This window comes from Streptomyces sp. NPDC033165 (assembly GCF_055577965.1).
On sequence record NZ_JBVIPK010000008.1, the window covers coordinates 181,777 to 202,045 of the forward strand.

The 20,269-nt window shown below is 72.1% G+C and carries 15 protein-coding genes, 1 tRNA gene and 1 pseudogene; 2 read left to right on the forward strand and 15 right to left on the reverse strand.

Annotation, left to right across the window (positions count from 1 at the left end; genetic code table 11):
* Positions 1–105 precede the first annotated feature (105 nt).
* The 6 genes from thrB to ACZ5WC_RS20635 all read right to left on the reverse strand — a co-directional run bounded on the left by thrB (position 106) and on the right by ACZ5WC_RS20635 (position 6,993).
* A complete protein-coding gene (thrB, locus tag ACZ5WC_RS20610; RefSeq protein WP_096626847.1) occupies positions 106–1,023 on the reverse strand; it encodes a homoserine kinase in 918 nt (305 codons plus the stop codon).
* A 431-nt stretch (positions 1,024–1,454) separates the two neighbouring features.
* Positions 1,455–2,525: a threonine synthase gene (gene thrC, locus ACZ5WC_RS20615; RefSeq protein WP_468542152.1), complete on the reverse strand. Its 1,071-nt coding sequence runs from the start codon at positions 2,523–2,525 to the stop codon at positions 1,455–1,457.
* Positions 2,526–2,531: 6 nt separating this feature from the next.
* On the reverse strand, positions 2,532–3,821 hold the full coding sequence (locus ACZ5WC_RS20620; RefSeq protein ID WP_468542300.1) for a homoserine dehydrogenase: 1,290 nt from the start codon (positions 3,819–3,821) through the stop codon (positions 2,532–2,534).
* Positions 3,822–3,920: 99 nt separating this feature from the next.
* Positions 3,921–5,312 carry a diaminopimelate decarboxylase gene (gene lysA / locus ACZ5WC_RS20625; RefSeq protein ID WP_468542153.1) on the reverse strand — a complete coding sequence of 464 codons (1,392 nt, stop codon included), beginning with the start codon at positions 5,310–5,312 and terminating at the stop codon, positions 3,921–3,923.
* Positions 5,313–5,345: 33 nt separating this feature from the next.
* Positions 5,346–6,443 carry an ArgS-related anticodon-binding protein NrtL gene (gene nrtL / locus ACZ5WC_RS20630; protein ID WP_468542154.1) on the reverse strand — a complete coding sequence of 366 codons (1,098 nt, stop codon included), beginning with the start codon at positions 6,441–6,443 and terminating at the stop codon, positions 5,346–5,348.
* Positions 6,444–6,579: 136 nt separating this feature from the next.
* Positions 6,580–6,993, reverse strand: a complete 414-nt coding sequence (locus ACZ5WC_RS20635; protein ID WP_468542155.1) for a response regulator — start codon at positions 6,991–6,993, stop codon at positions 6,580–6,582.
* A gap of 185 nt (positions 6,994–7,178) precedes the next feature.
* On the opposite strand from ACZ5WC_RS20635, the gene ACZ5WC_RS20640 reads away from it, so the two are divergent.
* Positions 7,179–7,250: transfer RNA gene (locus tag ACZ5WC_RS20640), tRNA-Arg, on the forward strand.
* Between the two features lie 121 nt (positions 7,251–7,371).
* On the opposite strand, the gene ACZ5WC_RS20645 is transcribed toward ACZ5WC_RS20640, so the two are convergent.
* From ACZ5WC_RS20645 to ACZ5WC_RS20675, 7 genes and pseudogenes are all read right to left on the reverse strand, one after another.
* Positions 7,372–7,896, reverse strand: a complete 525-nt coding sequence (locus tag ACZ5WC_RS20645) for a hypothetical protein (protein WP_468542156.1) — start codon at positions 7,894–7,896, stop codon at positions 7,372–7,374.
* A gap of 158 nt (positions 7,897–8,054) precedes the next feature.
* Positions 8,055–11,066 carry a trypsin-like peptidase domain-containing protein gene (locus ACZ5WC_RS20650; RefSeq protein ID WP_468542157.1) on the reverse strand — a complete coding sequence of 1,004 codons (3,012 nt, stop codon included), beginning with the start codon at positions 11,064–11,066 and terminating at the stop codon, positions 8,055–8,057.
* Entirely contained in the window at positions 11,056–11,367 is a 312-nt protein-coding gene (locus tag ACZ5WC_RS20655) for a trypco2 family protein (protein WP_468542158.1), read from the reverse strand. Before ACZ5WC_RS20655 ends, ACZ5WC_RS20650 begins: the two co-directional genes overlap by 11 nt.
* A gap of 79 nt (positions 11,368–11,446) precedes the next feature.
* Positions 11,447–12,151, reverse strand: coding sequence for a RibD family protein (locus ACZ5WC_RS20660; RefSeq protein ID WP_468542159.1), 705 nt, complete (start codon positions 12,149–12,151; stop codon positions 11,447–11,449).
* A 9-nt stretch (positions 12,152–12,160) separates the two neighbouring features.
* Entirely contained in the window at positions 12,161–12,559 is a 399-nt protein-coding gene (locus tag ACZ5WC_RS20665) for a 6-pyruvoyl trahydropterin synthase family protein (protein WP_468542160.1), read from the reverse strand.
* A gap of 77 nt (positions 12,560–12,636) precedes the next feature.
* A pseudogene (locus ACZ5WC_RS20670) lies at positions 12,637–13,500 on the reverse strand (zinc-dependent alcohol dehydrogenase); the annotation flags it as partial.
* A gap of 372 nt (positions 13,501–13,872) precedes the next feature.
* Positions 13,873–15,195, reverse strand: a complete 1,323-nt coding sequence (locus tag ACZ5WC_RS20675; RefSeq protein ID WP_468542161.1) for a serine hydroxymethyltransferase — start codon at positions 15,193–15,195, stop codon at positions 13,873–13,875.
* A 309-nt stretch (positions 15,196–15,504) separates the two neighbouring features.
* On the opposite strand from ACZ5WC_RS20675, the gene ACZ5WC_RS20680 reads away from it, so the two are divergent.
* Positions 15,505–17,193, forward strand: a complete 1,689-nt coding sequence (locus ACZ5WC_RS20680; protein ID WP_468542162.1) for a hypothetical protein — start codon at positions 15,505–15,507, stop codon at positions 17,191–17,193.
* Here ACZ5WC_RS20680 and ACZ5WC_RS20685 read toward each other — a convergent pair.
* Entirely contained in the window at positions 17,162–18,952 is a 1,791-nt protein-coding gene (locus tag ACZ5WC_RS20685) for a serine/threonine-protein kinase (protein ID WP_468542163.1), read from the reverse strand. The two genes, ACZ5WC_RS20680 and ACZ5WC_RS20685, sit on opposite strands and share 32 nt — an antisense overlap.
* Before the next feature lie 55 nt (positions 18,953–19,007).
* Entirely contained in the window at positions 19,008–20,207 is a 1,200-nt protein-coding gene (gene ku / locus ACZ5WC_RS20690) for a non-homologous end joining protein Ku (RefSeq protein WP_468542164.1), read from the reverse strand.
* Positions 20,208–20,269: the final 62 nt, after the last annotated feature.

Below are 20,269 nucleotides of genomic sequence, written 5' to 3' on the forward strand. Positions count from 1 at the left end.
GGGACACGAAGCAACGCGCCTCAAAGACGTCGGTTGCAGACTTGAGGTTAACACTACCGGCTCCAACAAACATTCCCCCTCTCGCTCACCGGTAATCACATGCGGTTACGCGGCCAGCGGCAGCACACTGGCGCCCGGCCCGTCGAGGGCCAGCCGGTTCGCCGCCCAGCCCTCCCCCGCCAGTCGGGCGACCTTGTCGGCCGAACCCTCCTCCGTCAGCGCGAGGACCGTGGGCCCCGCGCCGGAGATGACCGCGGGCACACCGTCGGCGCGCAGACGGTTGACCAGTTCCACGCTCTCCGGCATGGCGGGGCCCCGGTACTCCTGGTGGATCCGGTCCTCGGTGGCGGCGAGCAGCAGCTCGGGGCGGCGGGTCAGGGCTTCGACGAGGAGGGCCGCCCGGCCGGCGTTCAGCGCCGCGTCGACGTGCGGGACGGTGCGCGGAAGCAGGCCGCGCGCCGTCTCGGTGAGCACCGGTCGTCCGGGCACGAAAACCACCGGAACGACGGAATCGGCAGGGTCCATCCTGATCGCGCGGGCCGCCCCGCCCTCCATCCAGGCGAGCGTGAACCCGCCGAGCAGACAGGCCGCGACATTGTCGGGGTGCCCCTCGATCTCGGTCGCCAGCTCCAGCAGGGCCGCGTCGTCGAGCCGGGCGTCGCCGCCTGTCGTCACGGCGCGGGCGGCGACGATTCCGGCGCAGATGGCGGCGGAGGAGGAGCCGAGGCCGCGGCCGTGCGGGATGCGGTTGGCGCAGACGATCTCCAGGCCGCGGGGCTGCCCGCCGAGCAGGTCGAACGCGGTGCGCAGGGAGCGCACGAGCAGGTGGCTCTCGTCTCGGGGCAGCGTCTCGCTGCCCTCACCTGCGATGTCGATGTGCAGCCCGGAGTCGGCGACCCGGACGACGACATCGTCGTACAGCCCCAGCGAAAGGCCGAGGGCATCGAAGCCCGGGCCCAGGTTGGCGCTGGTTGCGGGGACGCGCACCCTGACGGCGGCGGCTCGGAACGCGGGACCGGCCATCGGTCGGACGACTCCTTGTAAGGCAGCGGGGATGCAGTGCGGTGGCTCTGCGGCGGGGGTCTGCGGGATGGGGCGGTACGGAGCTGCACCGGGCGGTACGTGGGGTTTCCGGTGGTCCGCCCCGTGCTCGCCGTCACGGCTGCCGCACCACAGCGAACCGTCGGGCGGATGTCGGGCGGATGGGGTACAGCTTATCGAAGGAAGGTTCTGTGGCGACATAGGGCGCACAGGAGGCGCACGATGCGTGTCGCCCGCCTCCTATGCGCTCTCCGCCCCGAAAAGAGGGCGGTTGAGGTGGGTTGTCGCGGTTGACCGGGTCGGGTGACGCGACTGCCGGGCCGGGCGCGGACGGCGGACGGCTTGTCGCCCGGCCCTGCCCGGGCAGTCCGTCCTGACCTGCCCGGGCAGTCCGTCTGACCGGCCCGGACCGGTCAGACGAGCCCAAGCTTCTGCGCGGCGGTGGCCGCGTCGACCGGGACCGTGACCGGCTGCGGGGCACCCGCGACGGCCCAGTCGGGGTCCTTGAGGCCGTTGCCGGTGACCGTGCAGACGATGCGCTGGCCGGGGTCGACCTTGCCCTCTTCGGCGACCTTGAGCAGACCGGCGACTGACGCGGCCGAGGCGGGCTCCACGAAGACGCCCTCCTGGGAGGCCAACAGCCGGTACGCGGACAGGATCTGCCGGTCCGTCACCTCGTCGATGAACCCGCCCGACTCGTCGCGTGCGGCCAGGGCGTAGTCCCAGGAGGCCGGGTTGCCGATGCGGATCGCGGTGGCGATGGTGGAGGGGTCCTTGACGACCTCGCCGCGCACGATGGGCGCGGAGCCGGAGGCCTGGAAGCCCCACATGCGCGGGGTGTGCGTGGAGACGCCGTCACCGGCGTACTCGCGGTACCCCTTCCAGTACGCGGTGATGTTGCCCGCGTTGCCGACCGGCAGGACGTGGATGTCGGGGGCGTCGCCGAGCGCGTCGACGATCTCGAACGCGGCGGTCTTCTGGCCCTCGATACGGACCGGGTTGACCGAATTGACCAGCGCCACCGGGTAGTTGTCCGAGAGCGAGCGGGCCAGGGTGAGGCAGTCGTCGAAGTTGCCGTCGACCTGGAGGATCTTGGCGCCGTGCACGAGCGCCTGGCCCATCTTGCCGAGCGCGATCTTGCCCTGCGGTACGAGGACGGCGCAGACCATGCCCGCACGCACGGCGTACGCCGCGGCGGAGGCCGAGGTGTTGCCGGTGGAGGCGCAGATGACGGCCTTCGCCCCCTCCTCCTTGGCCCGGGTGATGGCCATGGTCATGCCGCGGTCCTTGAACGAACCGGTGGGGTTGGCGCCCTCGACCTTGAGGTGCACCTCGCAGCCCGTGCGCTCGGAGAGGACCTGCGCCGGAACGAGCGGCGTACCACCCTCACGAAGCGTGACGACCGGCGTCGTAGCTGTGACCGGAAGGCGGTCCCGGTACTCCTCGATGATGCCGCGCCACTGGTGGGTGCCCTTGCTGGTCATGGGTCCTTACTCCCCTTCAACACGCATGATGCTGGCGACACCGCGCACGGTGTCGAGCTTGCGCAGCGCTTCGACGGTCCCGGAGAGGGCGGCGTCGGGCGCGCGGTGGGTGACGACGACGAGGGACGCCTCGCCGTCCTTTCCCTGCTGGCGGACGGTATCGATGGATACGCCCTGCTCGGCGAAGACCGTTGCCACCTGGGCGAGGACGCCCGGCTTGTCGGCCACGTCGAGGCTGATGTGGTAGCGCGTGACGACCTCGCCCATGGGGCTGACCGGCAGGCGCGTGTAGGCGGACTCACCGGGGCCGGTGGCCTCGCCCAGTTTGTTGCGGCAGACCGCGACGAGGTCGCCGAGGACCGCGGAAGCGGTCGGGGAGCCGCCGGCGCCGGGGCCGTAGAACATGAGCTGACCAGCTGCGTCCGCCTCGATGAACACCGCGTTGTAGGCCTCGCGGACCGAGGCCAGCGGGTGGCTCAGCGGGATCATCGCGGGGTGTACGCGGGCGGTGACGGAGGCCCCGTCGGCGGCGCGCTCGCAGATGGCGAGCAGCTTGACGGTGCAGCCCATGCGGCGCGCGGAGGCGATGTCGGCGGCGGTGACCTCGGTGATGCCCTCGCGGTGCACGTCGCCGATCTTCACCCGGGTGTGGAAGGCGATCCCGGCGAGGATCGCGGCCTTCGCGGCGGCGTCGAAGCCCTCGACGTCGGCGGTCGGGTCGGCCTCGGCGTACCCGAGGGCGGTGGCCTCGTCGAGCGCCTCGGAGTAGCCCGCGCCGCTGGTGTCCATCCTGTCGAGGATGAAGTTGGTGGTGCCGTTGACGATGCCGAGCACCCGGTTGACCTTGTCGCCCGCGAGCGACTCGCGCAGCGGCCGCACCAGCGGGATGGCCCCGGCGACGGCAGCCTCGTAGTACAGATCGCGGCCGTACTTCTCGGCGGCGGCGTGCAGGGCCGCGCCGTCCTCGGCGAGCAGCGCCTTGTTGGCGGAGACGACGCTCGCGCCGTTCTCGAAGGCGGTGGTGATGAGTGCCCGGGCCGGCTCGATGCCCCCGATGACCTCGATGACGACGTCGATGTCGCCGCGCTGCACGAGCGCGGTCGCGTCGGTGGTGACCAGTGCGGGGTCGATGCCCTCCCGCACCTTGGAGGGCCGGCGGACGGCGACGCCGGCGAGCTCGACGGGCGCACCGATGCGCGCCGCGAGGTCGTCGGCGTGCGTCGTCATGATGCGCGCCACCTCTGAGCCGACCACTCCACAGCCCAGCAGCGCCACCTTCAGCGGACGCGTACGCATCATCCGACCTCGTTTCTCATCCATGCTCATGTGGGGACCAGTCTCACTCACCGGACGGGCGATTCTGTCACCCGTCCGGATCCTGAGATGACTATTTCATCAGCCGACATCGAGACGCAGAAGATCTTCCTCCGTCTCGCGCCGGACGATGACGCGCGCCTCGCCGTCCCGGACGGCGACGACCGGGGGGCGCAGGGCGTGGTTGTAGTTGCTCGCCATGGAACGGCAGTACGCCCCGGTGGCCGGCACGGCGATCAGGTCGCCGGGGGCCAGGTCGGCGGGGAGGAACGCGTCCTTGACCACGATGTCGCCGCTCTCGCAGTGCTTGCCGACGACCCGGACGAGCATCGGCTCGGCGTCCGAGGTGCGCGAGACGAGCGCGACGCTGTATTCGGCGTCGTACAGCGCGGTGCGGATGTTGTCCGACATGCCGCCGTCGACGCTGACGTACGTCCGCAGCCCCTCCAGGGGCTTGATCGTGCCGACCTCGTACAGCGTGAACACGGTGGGTCCGACAATGGCGCGGCCCGGCTCGACGGAGATGCGGGGGGTACGCAGATTCGCGGCCTCGCACTCGCGGGTGACGATGTCGCCGAGCGCCTTGGCGATCTCGTGCGGCTCACGGGGGTCGTCCTCGGAGGTGTACGCGATACCGAGGCCGCCGCCGAGGTCGATCTCGGGCAGCTCGACGCCGTGCTCGTCGCGGACCTCGGCGAGCAGCTGCACCACGCGCCGGGCGGAGACCTCGAAGCCCGCCATGTCGAAGATCTGCGAGCCGATGTGCGAGTGGATGCCGATGAGTTCGAGCCCGTCGAGGGCGAGCGCGCGGCGCACCGCCTCGGCGGCCTGCCCGTCGGCGAGCGCGATCCCGAACTTCTGGTCCTCGTGCGCGGTGGCGATGAACTCGTGGGTGTGGGCCTCGACGCCGACGGTGACACGGATCTGCACCCGCTGGCGGACACCGTGCCGCTGGGCGATGTGGGCGACGCGGACGATCTCCTGGAAGGAGTCGAGCACGATCCGCCCGACGCCCGCCTCGACGGCCCGCTCGATCTCGGCGACGGTCTTGTTGTTGCCGTGGAAGGCGATGCGCTCGGCGGGCATGCCCGCGTCGAGGGCGGTGGTCAGCTCACCGCCGGAGCAGACGTCGAGGTTGAGTCCTTCTTCGGTGAGCCAGCGGACGATCGCGCGGGAGAGGAAGGCCTTCCCCGCGTAGAAGACGTCGGCGTCCGGCCCGAAGGCGTCGGCCCAGGCCCGGCAGCGGGCCCGGAAGTCGCTCTCGTCCAGGAAGTACGCGGGGGTGCCGAACTCCTCCGCGAGCCGGGCGACGGCGATCCCGCCGACGGTGAGGGCGCCGTCCGCGTCCCGGGTGACCGTACGGGACCAGACCTTCTCGTCCAGGACGTTGAGATCGGCGGCGGGCGCGGAGTAGTGCCCCTCGGTCAGCACGTCGGCGTGGCGGGGTCCTGCGGGGTGTGCGGAGCGGCTCATCGTGTTCGTTCTCTCGGGTCTCTTCTGATCTCGTCAGAGATGTTCGGGCGCACGGATGCCGAGCAGGGACAGGCCGCCTGCCAGCACCGTCCCGGCGGCTTCGGCGAGAGCCAGCCGGGCGCGGTGGGCGGCCGAGGGTTTCTCGTCACCGACGGGCAGGGGCGGGCAGGAGTCGTGGAAGTCGAAGAACGCGTGCGCGACGGCTTCCAGCTGCCGGGCGGCCCGGTCGGGCGCACGGTGACGGGCTGCTGCGAGCAGGACGCCGGGATGGTCGGCGATGAGGTCGAGGAGGGGGCGGGCGGCGCTGTCGTACGGGGCGGGTTCCGTGTGCCCGGCGCGCTCGGCGTACGGGGCGGGCTCGGCGGTGAGGCCGAGGAGGGCGGCCCCGCGGGTGAGCGCACGGATTCTGGCGTGGGCGTAGCGCACCCGGAAGAGGGAATTGGCCTCGCCCTGGACGAGCAGTTCGGGGCCGAGGGCGGCGCGGTCGTGCCCGGCGGGCCGCAGGAGCCCCCAGCGGGCCGCGTCGGGCCCGAGCCGCCGCAGCAGCTCCGCAGCGGTGGCCCCGGCGGGGACGGGCCTGATCCCGGTGAGCGGTACGGGGGGCGTCCCGTGCGCGTCGACAGTGACGCCGAGGCGGGCCCAGTCCGGGTCGGGCGCCTCCTCGCAGCTGATCCGGACGCGGGCGCCCTGGGAGATGACGAGACGGCGCACGGCATGGGCGGTGACAGCGGCACGCACCTCGCGCGCGTGATGGAACTGGAGGATCTCGTCGCGGAGCGCGTCCCCGTGTCCGTACGCGAGGCCCTGTTCCCGGACGGCGTCGAGGAGGGCGCGGTGGCGCTCGGCCGTGGCGTCGAGGGTGAAGCTCAGGAACCCGGGGCCGGTGATCTCGACCCGCTCGATGCCGGGCTCGGCGGCGACCCGTTCCCGCAGGATGCGGGCGACCTCCAGGGCGGGCAGCGCGGCGGGCCCGGCCAGCTGGAGCGCGACGGCGCAGGCGTAGTCCCCGCTGCCGCCGGGCCGTGTCCTCTCCACTCGCACGCGCGCGGGCACGGGCGCGCGCAAGGCGTCCTCGTCGACCGCGCGGCGCACGGCGTGCAGCACGGTCCGGGAGAGGTCGGCGGGGGTCACGGGACAAGCCTAGGTGAGATCGGGGGGCACTACGCGACCGGTTTCGCCATATGGTCAGCCGGACCCGGACTCGCCGAGGGACCGGCCCGGACCCGGGCTCGCCGTACGGCCGGCCCGATCCGGATGCGCCACAGGGTCAGCCCGCGGTGCTCCCCGCCCGCCCGGCGCCGCGCCGCCCCTCCACCGGGGGCCGGTCCTCGCCGGTCACCAGCCGGTGCATGATCCGCACCAGCTCGCTCGGCTCGAACGGCTTCGCCAGGAACGCGTCGACCCCGGCCGCCACGCCCGCGTCGACCTCGAACGGCGTGCAGGCGCTGATGACGGCGATGGGAAGACGGCGGGTCCGGGGATCGGAGCGAAGGCGGGTCGCGGTCTCCAGTCCGTCCAGCCGGGGCATCACGACGTCGAGGGTGACGGCGTCGGGGCGGACCCGGTGGACCAGGTCCAGGCACTCGACACCGTCGGCCGCGGTCACGACCTCGAAACCCTCAAGTTCGAGATTGACCCTGATCAGCTGCCGGATGACCTTGTTGTCGTCGACAACAAGCACGCGGCCGTACGCCCCTGACACCCTTCGAGAGTAGGGCGGCCGGAGCGGCCGCGTCCGGCTTTTGTCCACTTCCGCCCCGGACGAGTGGCCTCCGCCTCCGCCGACCGGCGCGACGGAATACCTGTTCACGGACACCCCGTCGGAGCTGGTAGTGTTTCACCCGTCGCAGAGCACGACAGCGACACGCCCCCGTAGCTCAGGGGATAGAGCATCGGCCTCCGGAGCCGGGTGCGCAGGTTCGAATCCTGCCGGGGGCACTTCCGGATTGAAGAACCGGACCAGCAGAGGCTGGTCCGGTTTTTTCGTGCGCTCCGCGCCCTTGCCGAGCGGAACGCACCGAGGTGGGCGGTTCAGCACTTCCCGTTCGGTACTTTCCGGTCAGTACTTTCCATCGACCGGGATCCAGCCGGACCAGGCCTCAGGCTGGTAGAACTTGCCGGTGTCGCCGTCGTAGCGCAGAACGCGAAGACGCACGTTCCCGGTCTCCCGGTAGTCCTTGTCGCAGCCCGCCCAGGTGTTCACGCCGAGATTGTTGACGCAGACCTCCTCGGCGCGCCCGTAGTCGGTGTAGACGCCGACAGCCGCGGACATGCCGTCCTTCTTCGTGTCGCCCGCCCAGACGATGTCGCCGTTGTGCTGGAAGCACCCGCTGGAGCCGTAGGCGGCGGTGGAGCCCAGGCAGGTGTCCGAGGCCGTAGCGGCCATGGCCGCTACGGCCGGTCCTGCTGCCGGTCCAACTGCCGGGGCTATGCCTTCGACGACCTTCACGTCCGCGGGCATCTTCACTTCCCAGGGGCTCTCCGGTGCCTCGTCGGCCAGCGCCGGTGTCGCGGTGACGGCCGAGAGCGCCAGTGCCGACGCACCGGCGAGAACGCTCAACTTCGAGCACCGGTCTTCCCGCATGCTTCACTACCCCCGCGCCTGACCCCTGTCGCAAGATCAGCAGTTGTCAAAGGTGAACAGACCACATGTGAACAGAGTGTGAGAGTAGGAGATCGCTGTGACGGATGGAAGGGGCTTCCGTGACGCAGGTGCCCCATGGTGCGTCTGCGGCTGCGATCTCAGGCGTCGCGCTGCGGTCCGGCTGCCGGGGCGGCCCCGTCCGCCAGCCGGTCGGCGTGCTCGGTGAGCCAGGCGGGGGCGATGACTTCGGCGTTGCCGTCCAGAGCGGCGGCCGCCCGGTTCAGGGCGGCCGCCGCCTTCCGCGGCGCGAGGGGGCGGGCATGAGCGGCCTCGGCCAGGGAGCGGGCCGCCTCCTCCTGAGCGGAACCGGCGATCCGGAGGACGGTCGAGGCGCGCTCGGCCGTGTCGGCGGATTGCCCATGGCGGCCGTCGCACCAGTACGCCCAGGCGAGATTGAGCAGGCAGACGCCCTCGCCCCGGGGGTTCTCCATCAGTGAGGCCTCGTGGCAGGCCTCTTCGAGGACCGGGATTCCCTGGGCGGGGACGTCGAGGGCCAGGAATGCGATGCCCTGCGCGTTCAGTGCGTAGGCGATCGCCTCCGGGGTGCCGGAGGCCCGGTAGGCCCTGGCCGTCTCGGCGCCTGCGGCGATGGTGTCCTGCCAGCGGCCCAGGGTGAGCAGGGCGATGGTGCGTGCGTTGCCGGCCCGTGCGGTGGTGAGCGGATCTCCGCTCGCGTCGGCGATCGCGGCCAGCCGGTCGGCGCCCTCCAGCGCGCGCTCACCGTCGCCGAGGTAGCTGTGGGTGAGGCTGAGGGAGAGCAGGGCGTGCGCTTCGCGCTCGGTGTCGCCGAGTTCGCCCGCGAGCCCGGCGGCCCGGGTGAGCAGTTCGACGGTGGTTCCGAGGTTCCCGAGCTGCCGGTGGGCGTCGCCGAGGCCGAACAGGGCGTTCTGTAGCGCGTACCGGTCGCCGAGGCGTTCGGCGAGCTCCACCGCTTCGGTGAACAGGTCGACCGCCTGCTCCATCGGACCGGCGCTGAGCCTGGCGTGTCCGTAGGCGACGGTGTGGGCGAGGCGTACCCGCTCGTCGCCGATGTGGCCGCGGACGGTGAGGTGCATCGAGACCGCGGAGAGGACGGAGCCGTGCCAGACGAGCCATTCGCTGATCTCGTTCAGCACGCGTGCGGCGGCGTCGTGGTCCTCCGCGCGCACCAGGTGCTCGAACTGCCGCCGGTGCGGTTCGAGGTCCTCCGGCGACCGCCATGCGTCGTCGGGGCGGCGCTGCCCCGCGTACCAGGCCGCGAGCCGTCGTTCCACTGTCTGCCTCCCGAGGGGACCGTGCGAGGGCATCTGGGCGTAGGCGAGGTCGGCGTCCATGGGGTGCAGGGCGAGGGTACGGCTCGGCCGGTCCACGGAGACCAGGTGCATGCGCACGAGGGAGGTGAGGGCGGGGGTCACCGGCAGGTTCGGGTCGAGTCCGGCGAGGATCTCCTCGACCGCCGCCTGCTTCACGGGGGTACGCAGGGCGGCAAGGACTCCGAGGACCGCACGTGCCTGCTCGTCGAGGCGCCGGTAGCGGTCCTGGGCGAGGTCGGCGACGACGTCGTGCCGGTGCGTGAAGTCCTTCAGGACGTCGCTGAGCGTGGGCAGCAGCAAGGTGTCTCCGGCGACCGCGCCGACGAGGAGTTCCAGGGCACGTGGCACACCGTGGACGCGGACCGCGGCGTTCAGCAGTTCGTCGTCGGACAGGTCGGCGATGCCGAGGCTGCCGTCCCGGTCGAGTTCGCGCAGCAGGGCTGCCGCCTCGGCGGATCCGAGGCCCTTGGAGAGCTCCACCTGCGCGGTGAAGCGCCGCAGTTCGGGCGCGAGGCGTACCGGTAACTGGCTGGTGACGAGGAGACGCGGGGTGCCCCGGGTCCGGAACAGCCAGTCGAGGAAGACCGCGAGGCCCTCGTCGGCGATGCTGCCGTCGTCGTGGAGCAGGTCCTCCAGGTTGTCCAGGAGGATGACGATCAGGCGCCCGCCCATGGCAGCGTGCAGCTGGTCCAGCCGGTCGTGGACCATCCCGCCGGCGGACCAGACCTCGCGCAGACGCGCTTCCCGCTCGGGGCCGAGCAGGCGGGCGCAGTCGAAGAAGAGGCGATCCAGGGATATCCCGGTCGTGCGGGTGGAGAGGTTGACCAGGCCGGACGGGACCGGTCCCCGGACGGTTCCGGGCCATGCGCCGCGGTCGAGGAGGTCCATGACCTTCGCGGCGAGCGCGCTCTTGCCGATGCCGCGCCGCCCGATCACTGTCACCATGCGGTTGGCGGGGTCGCTCAGGTGGCCCGCGATCAGGTCGGTCTCGTGGGTGCGGTTCTTGAAGAGCTCGATACCGTGCGCCACCGGCACCCCCACCACCCGTACCTCGGGCTCGGGGTCCCTGTCACCGGGCGGCCCCACCGACTCCCCCGCCACCGCGAAAGGCAGGTCCGCCGGCGCGGGGAACCCGGTGAGCCGGGCGAACTCCGCACGGTCCGGGGCGGCGAGCCGGCGCACGGCCTGGTCGAGACGGACGGCGGTGAGCCTGCCCGTACCCTCCCAGCGGTGGTGTTCGGCAACGACGCCGACGATGCGGCTGCCCGCCCACACCGCGGCGCCGGACATGCCTGCCCAGGGCGACACGTCGGGGTCGGGGTCGGCGCCGGCCGGTGCCACGGTCATCTCCAGCGTGCCCGTACGGAGGTTGGAGAGCGCCGCGACCGTCCCGTCCGCTTGGTGCAGTTCACGGAAACGCACACCGTCCGGCCGACGGCGTCGCTTCCACAGCGGGAACCCCGCGGCGTGTACGACGAACACCCCGTGCCGGTCGTCGGCGATGCGCCCGAAACGCGCCGGAGCGATGTCCGCGTCCGCGGGGGCGGCCGCCGGTGACGTGAGACTCAGTACGGCGAGATCGCTGGTTGCGTCGGCCCAGGCCACGGCCGCCGGGGCCGACCATTCACCGGGCCGGTCGGCGTCGCACCGCACGACCACCTCGGTCGCGTCGGCGACCACGTGGGCAGCCGTGAGAACGACACCGGCGGAAATCCGGTAGCCGGAGCCGCGCCGCCTGCCGCTTCCGGTCCTGACGATGATCTCCGCGAGCCGATGCGGGTCAAGGCCGCCCCCACCGTTCCGGGGGTCAGGCCTCATCAGGCAGCTCGGCGCCGGAGATCAGCACGGGGTTGTCGGGCGCGTCGCCGCGCACCGGCTGGAGAGTGAGCGTGATCCGCTGCGTGGTCATGTGGGCGGCACGCGCGGAACTCTGCGCGTCGAGGACCCAGAACCGGACCTTGACTCCCGGCTCCAGGCTCCGTTCCACCCCCACGGTGAGTTCCAGCTCCAGCTTCTCCGCCTGGAAGCGGATCCCGTCGTCGTCCCCCGCCTCCATGGCCCGGCTCAGCTCACTCCGCAACTGGGTGATGACATCCGCCAGTTCCACCGCTTTGCTCATGACCGTCCCCCGTTCCGCCTGTGGCAGGCCGCCCGTACGCTCCGCGATCATACCTACGGGTCGTCAACTACGGGCGCGGTCAGCCGACTTCGGAGCCCTCGACGGAACGTTCCTTCGGGGCGTAGCGCAGCAGGGCCACATCGCCGACGGCACGTGCGTCGACCAGCCTCATCCGGGCCGTGGGCCCTCCGGGGTACGGAGCGGGCCTCAGGAACACCGGCGCCGCGGCCTCTCCCACCAGAAGGGGGGCGACGGCGAGGTGGAGTTCATCGGCCAGGTTCTGCGCCAGGAGTTGGGTATGGACCATTCCGCCTCCTTCCACCAGGAGCCTTTCCACACCACGTCGGCCGAGTTCGTCGAGGACGAGGGGCCAGTCGAGAAGGGGGCCGGTGCTGACGACGTCGGTGAGAGCGCCCAGGGTGCGGCGGGCCCGGGCCAGTGCACCGTCCACCGTGAAGACCAGCTTCTCCCCTCCGCAGCTCCAGAACGCCAGGCTCGCGGGCAGCTCGGCGGATCCGCTGACCGCCACTTTCAGCGGGTACTCCGGTTTCCCGGCCGCCTTGCGCCGGGCACGCCGTTCGGCGTCCGCCACCAGGAGGCGCGGGTTGTCCCTGCGCAGGGTGTTGGCGCCGACGAGGACGGCGTCCGCGGCGGCCCGCTCCTCGTCGACACGGTCCAGATCCCGGCGGTTGGAGAGCACGAGCCGGTCACGGGACGCGTCGTCCAGGCGGCCGTCCACGGAGACCGCCGCCGACAGCAGCACGTACGGGCGGGCGGCCGTCATCGCGGGCCGTCAGAGCGCACGGCGGTAGTCGGCCCACGCGATGTGCGATTCGTGGAGCCGCACGGTGAGACCGGTCAGGCCGCGGGCACTGGCGCCGAGGGCTCCGCCGGCTATCCGGGCGGCGAGACGGTCGGCCATGACCTTGGCCAGGTACTCCGTCGTGGTGTTGACCCCGGCGAAATCGGGATGGTCGTCGAGGTTCTGGAAGGAGAGCGTCCCGACGATCCCGCGCACTTCCCTCGCGGCCAGATCCATGTCGACGACGATGTTGTCCTCGTCCAGCTCGGGGCGCTCAAAGGTCGCGTCGACCAGGTACGTGGCACCGTGCAGGCGCTGCGCGGGGCCGAAGACCTCACCACGGAGACTGTGGGCGATCATGAGATGGTCCCGGACGGTGACGGTGAACATGGACTCTCCAAGAGTGTCTCGTCGGCATGGCCGGCAACTCCGGCCGAGGGGAAAGCGGCGCCGGGGTGCTGAGGGCTGTAGCGGATGCGATGGCAGAGTCCGGGCAGCCGGCCGGCGGTGATCTCGGCCATCACGCGCGGCAGTTCATCGAAGTCGGACTCGCCGGTGATCAGCGCGTCGAAGACCGGGTCCCGCAGCAGATCGAGTGCCAGGGCAAGCCGGTCTCCGGTGGTGTACCGCCCCCGTCTCCCCGGCGGGACGGCGCCGACCTGGCTGCTCCGCAGCGTCAGGCGCCGGGAATGGAAGAACTCCCCGAGCGGCAGGGTCACCGGCTGGTCCCCGTACCAGCTCAGGTCGACCACGCAGCCCTCGGAGGCGAGCAGTTCGAGCGAGCGCCGCAGCCCGGACTGGGTGGCGCTGGCGTGGAAGACGAGATCGCAGTCACCCGTCGCGTGTACGGGAGCGGCGAACTCGACGCCCAGCGCTGCGGCGACCTCCGCCCGGGCCGGGTCGGTGTCGACGAGCTGGACCCGGACGCCGGGGAACCGGGCGAGAAGCGCCGCTACGGAGCAGCCGACCGCGCCCGCGCCCACGACGGCCATGCGGTCGCCGACCCTCGGCGGCGCGTCCCACAGGGCGTTGAGTGCCGTCTCGACGATCCCGGCCAGCACGGCGCGCTGCGGCGGGACACCGTCGGGTACCGGGGTGAGGGCCGCTGCCGGAACCCGGAAGCGGGTCTGATGCGGGTACAGGCTGAAAACGGTCCGGCCCCGCAACTCCGGGGGCCCGGCCTCCACGCGGCCGACATTGAGGTACCCGTACTTGACCGGGCCGGGAAAATCCCCTTCCTGGAAAGGCGCCCGCATGGCCGTGTACTGGCTGGCGGGTACCCGACCCTGGAAAACCAACGACTCCGTGCCCCGGCTCACGGCCGAGTACAGGGTCTGGACTACAGCCTCTTCATCATGCTGGCGGGCTGGCGGGCTGGCGGGCTGGCGGGCTGGCGGGCTGGCGGGCTGGCGGGCAGGCGGGCAGGCGGGCAGGCGGGCAGGCGGCGGGAAGTATTTCACCCTGCCCCGGGGCCATGACCCAAAAGGAGCGCACAAGGCTCAACATGGACAATCCTCTGCTACAGCACTCTGCTACAGCGGCCCGCCTCGGCCCGCCGACATCCCCCGGCGGCTGGAACCTCCGCGCGGTGGTGATGCCGCCACTCCCCGGCATGGACAGTTCTCGCGATCCTAAACGATCAAATACCGGCTCCCATCCGGCACATGACATGGCGAACCCCGCACCGGGAACGACTTGCCCGGTCAGGCCATCGGCAGTCCCGGCGCCGGGTGGGTGTCCATCAGCTCCTTCACCTCGGCGCGGATCGTGGTGAGTGCGGCCTCGTCGCCCGTGCGGGCCGCCTCGACGGCTGTGTCGATCCACATGGCGACGGTGGCCATGGCGGAGGCGGGCACTCCGCGGGAGGTCAGGGCGGGGGTGCCGATGCGGATGCCGGAGGGGTCGAAGGGCTTGCGGGGGTCGTAGGGGACGGCGTTGTGGTTGACGACGATGCCCGCGCGGTCGAGGGCCTGGGCTGCCGCCTTGCCGGAGACGTCCTTGTTCGTGAGGTCGATCAGCAGGAGGTGGTTGTCGGTGCCGCCGGAGACCAGGTCGAAGCCGCGCGCGGCCAACTCCTCGCCCAGCGCCCGGGCGTTGGCCACGACCTGGTGGGCGTACGCGCAGAAGCCGGCGGTGGCCGCTTCACCCAGGGCGGCCGCGATGGCGGCGGTGGTCTGGTTGTGCGGGCCGCCCTGGAGGCCGGGGAAGACCGCGCGGTCGATGGCGCGGGCGTGTTCGGCCGTGCTGAGCAGCATCGCGCCGCGGGGGCCGCGCAGGGTCTTGTGGGTGGTGGTGGAGACGACGTCCGCGTGTCCGGCGGGCGAGGGGTGGGCGCCGCCCGCGATCAGGCCCGCGATGTGCGCGATGTCGGCGACCAGTACGGCGCCGGTCTCGCGGGCGATCTCCGCGAAGCCCGCGAAGTCGATCGTGCGGGGTACGGCCGTTCCGCCGCAGAAGATGAGCTTGGGCCGCTCGGCGCGGGCCAGGTCGCGGACCTCGTCCAGGTCGATCCGGCCGGTGTCCCTGCGGACTCCGTACTGAACGCCCCGGAACCAGCGGCCGGTGGCCGAGACGCCCCAGCCGTGGGTGAGGTGGCCGCCCATCGGGAGGGACATCCCGAGGACCGTGTCGCCCGGCTGGAGGAAGGCCAGGTAGGCGGCGAGGTTGGCCGGGGAGCCCGAGTACGGCTGGACGTTGGCATGATCCATCCCGAAGAGGGCCCGGGCGCGGCGGATCGCCAGGGTCTCGACCTGGTCGATGATCTGCTGGCCCTCGTAGTACCGCTTGCCGGGGTAGCCCTCGGAGTACTTGTTCTGGAGCACCGTGCCGGAGGCTTCGAGTACGGCGGCCGAGACGTAGTTCTCGCTGGGGATCAGGCGCAGGGTGTCGGCCTGGAGCCGTTCCTCCGCACCGATCAGGGCGGCCAGCTCCGGGTCGGCGGAGATGAGGGCCGGATGGCGGGGCGCGGGCGCGGTGGTGGCGGAGGGGACGGCAGAGGGTGCGGTTGCCGGGGTCCGGGTGGTCAAGGAAGGGGTCCTTCCGGGTCGGCCGCGCGATGCGGCGTGGACCCGGATGCCCAGGCGGACGGCTCTCCGGAGATGACGCCCCGGGCGGGCCCGGGGTGTGCCGCTTCCTCGTGGTCGGTTCCACGGAGCGCCCCTGCCCGGGGCACGCGCCAGTCGCGGCGTTGGGCAGTTTAGAGGATGAGCCGTCCGGCCCGCGGCCCGGCGACGCGCCAAGGGGCCGAGGTGGCGGTGGCGGATTCTGTGCGTGGCCGGGGACGGAACCGGGCAGAATCACGGTGGCGTGTGCGGCTCGACGGTGGGGGGACCGTTATGGAGTCCGGTGATCAGCACGGGGTTGCGGGACATGCGGGACAGGGGGCCTCGCCCGGGCTCGGCGGGGCGGTCCCGCCGCCGCCTTCCCACGCACCTGATGCCGGGCCGCCGCCCGACGGGGCCGGCCTGCGGGCGGTTGCCGCCGGGGTGCTCAATCTGGCCGGGCTCGGGCTCGGTTACGCCCTGTCGGGGCGCTGGGGGCGGGCGGCCGGGTGCTGGGCGGCGACGACTGCCCTGCTGTTCGTCGCGCTGCCCGCCGATCCGGACGGGGTGCCCGGGGGCGTACTCGTCGGCTATCTGGCCGTGCTCGTGCTCGCCGCCGCCGACGGGGCCCGGATCGCCCGGCGTTCGGCACTGGGCGGGTCGTGGCGGCCGGTGCTGGCGGCCGGTCTCGGGGTGGTGCTGCTGGCCGTGCCGGCGGGTGGGGCGGTGGTGTACGGCTCCGCGCGCGACGAGGCCCGGGAGCAGATGCTGCTGGAGCGGCTGGAGGACGGGGACCAGCGGGTCGCGGCGGCGGCGCGGCAGCCCTTCGGGGCGGCGAAGGGCGGGTACGAGGAAGCGCTCGGCGTCTATCGCGCGCTCGCCGAGGACCACCCGGGCTCCCGGGCCGCCAAGCTGCTCCCGGACCGCCTGAAGGCGTACTACGACGCTGTCTCCGCCCCGTACGCGAAGAAGCGGCACTGCGAAGCCGTCGAACCGTTGACCTATCTGCGCACCCTGCCGCACGCGGTCGGCGAGAAGCTTCTCGGGACCCTGGCCGCCTGGCCCGACGAACCCCTCGCCGCCTCGCTGTACGGGTGCGGGGTCTCGCGCCTGGGCGCTGCGGGCGGAGGCAGCGGCGGGGGCGGTGCGGAGCTGGGCGAGTTGCTGCGTACGTTCCCCGAGTCCGCGCCCGCCCAGCAGGTCGGACCGGCGATCAGCAAGCGGATCAAGGCACAGGTAGCGGCGTTGAAGGGCGCCGAGCCGTGTGCGGCCACGGCGGTGCTGCGCAACCTCGGCAGCACCGCGGCCGGGCTGCCTTCCGACCGGGTGAAGGCGTTGCGCGCCGATGCGGACAAGGGTGTGGTGGACGGGGCTTACGCCTGCGGGGTCGATCAGTTCAAGGACAGGAGGTTCGGGGACGCGCGAAGGACGATGACGGACTTCGCCCGGACGTACAAGAGCGACGAGCGGGTGCGCCGGGCGCGGGACATAGCCATCGCCGCCGAGATCGCCGACGCCCGGCCCCCGGCGGGCAAGCGGTTGCCCCCGCAGGGCCGCCCCGGGGGTGCCCGGATGGAGCTGGTCATCAGCAACGACGCGCCGAACGCGGTCGAGGTGCTCTACACCGGCCCGGTCACCGGCACCGTCTCCCTGAAGGCCTGCGACGGATGCAGGCGGTACAGCGGCGCGGCCGTCGGCGCGCGGCAGGCTTGCCGGACGAGCGGCAGAAGCTACCCGAAGGCACGGCTGCGACTCCCGGCCGGGGACTACCACTTCCTCTACAAGCACGGCACGGGCGCCACCGCCCGGGTGGACAGCTACTCCGCCGGATCGAAGGTCCGGCCCGGCTACACGTACACGAGCTGCACCTACGTCATCGAGCGGAGCCCCTTCGGCCTGGACCTGCCCGTGCTGCCGGACCCGGTCCGGCCGGTGTCGGTTCCCCGGGGCGTCAGCCCTTCGGGCGCGGGCTCTTCTCGATGACCCGCCCGTCCAGGTGCGCGGTGAGGAAGGCTCCGCCGTGTGAGTCGGTGACGTAGACGCGCAGCACCGGACGGTCGTCGTGGAAGGGTGACGAGGGGTCCACGATGACGTAACGGCTCTCCGGCTCCGGGATGTTGAGCGTCCGCCCCGCCGTGCGCAGGAGGGCGGGCAGCGCGTCCCAGTCGACGGAGTTCAGGTCGACCGTCGTTTCCCCGGACGTCAGCGTGCCGCCCAGCTCGTCGTTCTTCGCCTGGCCGTCGCGGTAGCTGAACCGGTCGTAGAGGCGGGAGTTGGACTTCAGCGGCGCCTCGGCGGAGGCGTGTTCGCCGTGGAGCGTGAAGTCGGTGACCTTCGTCCCGCCCATGAGCGGCTTCAGCGCCTTGATCGCCGCCCGCGCTCCGTCCGGGGTGAGCAGGTTCTCGGGGGTCTCCGATTCCTCGCCCCCCTGGCGATCGTCGCCGTCGCCTTCGTCGTCGGTGACCCCCTCCGGCGTCGGGTTGGCGGCCGGGGGCGTCTCCTTCGAGCCGTCCGCGGGGGCGCCCGCGGTGTCACGGGGGCGGTCGCCGCCGTCGGAACCGGAACGCCCGAAGGGCAGGACGTCGCTCGTCCAGAGGACCACGCCCGCGAGCACCAGGGCCGAGACGACGGACGAGGCGGTGACAGCCATCCGGGTGCGGCGCCGACTCCGCCGTCTGCGCTCGTCCTCGGTGAGGACGGGAACGGCAGCCGCGTACGGCTGCTGGTAAGGGTTGCCCGGTCGGTAGGGGTTGTTCGGTACGGGCGCGGGGGTTGGCGGGAAGCCGTACGCGGGCGGGACACGGCCATCCGGCACTCCGGGCCCGGCGGGCGCGGGCCGATCGCGCACCGGCTCCGTCGGCGTCGGGCCGGGGGCCGGGGCCGGGCTCCCGTCACCGGAACCGGTGCGGGCGGCCTCGGCCAACAGGGCGTCCAGGGAGTCGGCGTCCGGGCGGGCCGCGATGTCCCGGGTCAGGAGCGCGCTCAGGACCGGGGCGAGGGACCCGGCCCGTACCGGCGGCGGGATCTCCTCGTCGAGGACGGCGGCCAGGGTGGCCAGGGTGGTGGCCCGGCGCAGCGGGTGGCGGCCCTCGACGGCGACGTACAGCATCATGCCGAGCGACCAGAGGTCGGATGAGGGGTCGCCCTCGGTGCCCCGGATGCGCTCGGGGGCTATGTAGTCGGGCGAGCCGATGAGGGCGCCGGTGGCCGTGAGGCTGGTCGACTCCCGGATCGCGGCGATGCCGAAGTCCGTGAGGACGGGGCGGCCGTCGGTGCGCAGCAGCACGTTGGCGGGCTTGACGTCACGGTGGTGGATGCCGGAGGCGTGGGCGGCGCGCAGGGCGGAGAGGATGCCGCGCCCCAGTTCGGCGGCCTCTGCCGGCTCCACGGGTCCGGCGGCGAGCCGGTCGTGGAGGGAGGAGCCGGCCACCAGCTCCATCACGATCCATGGGTAGCCCTCCTCGCCGGGGTCGACGATGTGGTGGACGGTGACCACGTTGGGGTGGTCGAGGCGGGCCAGCGCGCGGGCCTCGCGCAGCACGCGGGCGCGCAGGTTGCGGGCGCCCTCGGGGTCGTACTCCGCGAGGTTCGGGTCCGGCGGCCGCACCTCCTTGAGCGCGACGTCCCGGTGCAGGGCCATGTCCCGGGCCCGCCAGACCATGCCCATGCCACCGCTGCCGAGCCGCTCCACCAGCGTGAAGCGGCCGTCGATCACCCGTCCCGAGGGAGACTCTGCGCTCATGCGCCGTAGCGTACGGGTGGACTGTGACAGCGGGGCGGCGGGGCGGGGTCCGCCGTCAGGCCGAGGCGCGTTTGCGGGAGGAGGCGGATGTCTTCCTGGTGGTGCCCCCGCTCGAAGAGCTCGAAGAGGACGCCGACGTCTGCTTCTTGGCCGTGGTCTTCTTCGTCGTGGTCTTCTTCGCCCCGGTCTTCTTCGCCGTCGGCGTGGACGTCTTCCCGGTGGTCTTCCTCGGCGTGCTCTTCTCCCCCGCCTTCTTCGCCGTCGACGTGGACTTCTTCGCGCCGGTGGACTTGGGGGCGGACTTCTTCGGGGTCGTGGAGCCACTGGAGCGGGTGACCGTCTTGCCGGTCGGCGTGCGGTGCGTGGTCTTCTTCGCGGACGTCCTCTTGATGGGGTGGACATCGGCCATGCCGCCCTTGCCCTCGCCACCCTCGCCACCCTCGGCGCCCTCGGCCCCCTCGGCCTCGTCACCCTCACCGCGGGACTCCTTCGCCGCGCGGACGCTGTTCTCCAGGGCCGCGATCAGGTCGATGACCTTGCCGCCGCCGGAGTCATCGGACGCGGCCGGCCGCAGGGTCTCGCCGGAGGCCTTCGCGGCGATGAGCTCCTCCACCGCCTCCCGGTAGTCGTCGTGGAGGCTGTCCATGTCGACCTCACCCAGGGTGTCCATCAGGGCGTCCGCCAGGTCGAGTTCGGCGTCGCGGACGGTGACGTCGCTGTCCGGGGCGACACCCTCGGGTGCGCGGATCTCGTCGGGCCAGAGCAGGCCGTGCATCGCGATCACGTCGTCGACGACCCGGAGCATCCCGAGCCGTTCGCGGCCGCGCAGGGCGTACTTGGCGAGGGCCACCTTGTTGCTGCGCTTGAGGGCCTCGCGCAGCAGGGTGTACGGCTTGGCGGCCGGGACGCCGTTGGCGGAGAGGTAGTACGCCGCGTCCATCTGGAGCGGGTCGATCTGGTCGGCGGGCACGAAGGCGACGATCTCGATGGTCTTCGCGGTGGGCAGGGGGAGCTGGGCGAGGTCCTCGTCGGTGATCGGGATCATGGTGCCGTCGGCGTCCTCGTACGCCTTGCCGATCTCGGCGGCGGACACCTCTTCCTCGTCCAGTTCACAGACCTTGCGGTACCGGATCCGGCCACCGTCGGCGAGGTGAACCTGCCGGAAGGAGATCGAGTGGTTCTCCGTGGCGTTGACCAGCTTGATCGGGATACTGACCAGCCCGAAGGAGATCGCGCCGTTCCATATGGACCTCACCGTTCACCCCTTTAACCGTTTTGACCAGGAAGACTGTTAAGCGCGTTAAGTAAGGTTTTCGT

Excerpts from the sequence above, each read along its gene's own strand:
- thrB (WP_096626847.1), bottom strand. The coding sequence starts at position 1,023 with ATGGCCGGTCCCGCGTTCCGAGCCGCCGCCGTCAGGGTGCGCGTCCCC.
- thrC (WP_468542152.1), bottom strand. The coding sequence starts at position 2,525 with ATGACCAGCAAGGGCACCCACCAGTGGCGCGGCATCATCGAGGAGTAC.
- ACZ5WC_RS20620 (WP_468542300.1), bottom strand. The coding sequence starts at position 3,821 with ATGCGTACGCGTCCGCTGAAGGTGGCGCTGCTGGGCTGTGGAGTGGTC.
- lysA (WP_468542153.1), bottom strand. The coding sequence starts at position 5,312 with ATGAGCCGCTCCGCACACCCCGCAGGACCCCGCCACGCCGACGTGCTG.
- ACZ5WC_RS20645 (WP_468542156.1), bottom strand. The coding sequence starts at position 7,896 with ATGCGGGAAGACCGGTGCTCGAAGTTGAGCGTTCTCGCCGGTGCGTCG.
- ACZ5WC_RS20650 (WP_468542157.1), bottom strand. The coding sequence starts at position 11,066 with ATGAGGCCTGACCCCCGGAACGGTGGGGGCGGCCTTGACCCGCATCGG.
- ACZ5WC_RS20655 (WP_468542158.1), bottom strand. The coding sequence starts at position 11,367 with ATGAGCAAAGCGGTGGAACTGGCGGATGTCATCACCCAGTTGCGGAGT.
- ACZ5WC_RS20660 (WP_468542159.1), bottom strand. The coding sequence starts at position 12,151 with ATGACGGCCGCCCGCCCGTACGTGCTGCTGTCGGCGGCGGTCTCCGTG.
- ACZ5WC_RS20665 (WP_468542160.1), bottom strand. The coding sequence starts at position 12,559 with ATGTTCACCGTCACCGTCCGGGACCATCTCATGATCGCCCACAGTCTC.
- ACZ5WC_RS20680 (WP_468542162.1), top strand. The coding sequence starts at position 15,505 with ATGGAGTCCGGTGATCAGCACGGGGTTGCGGGACATGCGGGACAGGGG.
- ACZ5WC_RS20685 (WP_468542163.1), bottom strand. The coding sequence starts at position 18,952 with ATGAGCGCAGAGTCTCCCTCGGGACGGGTGATCGACGGCCGCTTCACG.